Origin of the sequence: Streptomyces sp. NPDC017225, assembly GCF_044331465.1 — a bacterium.
In the GTDB taxonomy this organism is placed as follows: Bacteria; Actinomycetota; Actinomycetes; order Streptomycetales; family Streptomycetaceae; genus Streptomyces.
In genome coordinates, this window is record NZ_JBIRNE010000058.1 from 1 (window position 1) to 1,648 (window position 1,648).

The following is a 1,648-nucleotide window of genomic DNA, read 5'->3' on the forward strand; positions in this document are numbered from 1 at the left end:
GACGGTGTGCTGTCGGCGATGGTGGACGGTGCGGTGGCCGTGCCCGCGCTCCGTCGTGGGCGTCCGGAGACCGCGGCGTTGTTGGGAGCGGTGGGACAGCTCTATGTGAACGGTGTTCCGGTGGACTGGGAGGCGGTGCTCGCCGGGCGGGGCGCCAGACAGGTCGACCTGCCCACCTACCCCTTCCAGCGCAGGCGCTTCTGGCTGATCGACGAGACGACGAACGCGGATCCGGCGTCCATGGGTCTGGGAGCGGCACGGCACCCTTTGCTGGGCGCGACGGTCATGATGGCGGACTCCGACCAACTGGTGTTCACCGGACGGCTGTCGATCGGCTCGCAGCAATGGCTGGCCGACCACGTCGTGGACGACGTCGTCGTCTTTCCGGGTACCGGCTTCGTGGAACTCGCGGTCCGCGCGGGCGACGAGGTCGGCTGCGGCCGTATCGAGGAACTGGCCGTCGAGACGCCGCTGGTCCTCCAGGAGCGCGGCGGCGTGGCCGTTCAGGTCGTGGTCGGGGCCGCAGACGGAACCGGCTGCCGCTCCGTGGTGGTGTACGCCCGCGAGGAGAACGCCATCGACGCCCCGTGGACACGGCATGCGACTGGACTGCTGGCCGCGAGCGTGTCCGGCGGGAGCGCCCTGACCCAGTGGCCGCCGACCGGTGCCGAGCCGGTCGACCTGGACGGGTTCTACGACCGACTCGCCGACGGAGGGCTTGCGTACGGACCGGCCTTTCAGGGGCTGAAGGCCGCCTGGCGACGCGGTGAGGAGGTGTTCGCCGAGGCCGGCCTGCCCGAGAACGTGGAGTCGGGTGCCTTCGGGCTCCACCCGGCCGTCTTCGACGCGGCGCTGCGCGCACTCGCGCTGTCCGGGGCGCCCGAGGATGATGCGGCTCTCCTGCCGTCCTCCTGGAGAGGAGTGGAACTGCACGCGTCCGGCGCGGACGCGCTGCGGGTCCACGTCACCCGCCGCCAGGACGGCGACATCGCCCTGACGGTCACCGACGCGACGGGCGAACCCGTCGCGACGGTCGAGTCCTTGGGACTGCGCCCGGTCTCAGCACTGGCAGCCCCTCACACCGACTCGCTCTACCGCGTCGTCTGGACGCCGGTCGAGGCGAGTGGCTCTGCGCCCGCGCCCGCGGACGCGGACACGGGTGTGGCTGTGGAGGTGTTGCGGGTCGGTGCTTCTGACGTGGCTTCGGTGGTGGGCGAGGTCCTTGGGGCTTTGCAGTCCGCGGTGTCGCGTTTGGTGGTGGTGACGCGGGGTGCGGTGTCGGTGGCGGGTGAGGATGTCACTGATCTGGCCGGGGCCGCGGTGTGGGGTCTGGTGCGCAGTGCGCAGTCGGAGGATCCGGGGCGGTTCGTTCTGCTGGATCTGCCCGGTGCTGTCGATGCCGTGGAGATCGAGGCGGGGGTGGGGCTGGCGCTGGCGACCGGTGAGTCGCAGGTGGCGGTTCGGGGTGGGGAGTGTCTCGTGCCGCGGTTGGCGCGTGTGCCGGCGGGTGCGGGTGCGGGTGCGGGTGCGGGTGCGGGTGCGGGTGCGGGTGTGGGTGTGGGGTCGGTGGCGTCGTCGGTGTTCGGTGACGTGGTGTTGGTGACGGGTGCGTCGGGTGCGTTGGGTGGGTTGGTCGCTCGGCATCTGG

1 protein-coding gene is annotated in these 1,648 nt (G+C 71.7%); it reads left to right on the plus strand.

The genetic code is table 11. From position 1 onward, the window contains the following. Positions 1 to 1,648 (plus strand): polyketide synthase dehydratase domain-containing protein (locus ACH4NX_RS38365; protein ID WP_398130381.1); only part of this gene is annotated, 1,648 nt, incomplete at both ends.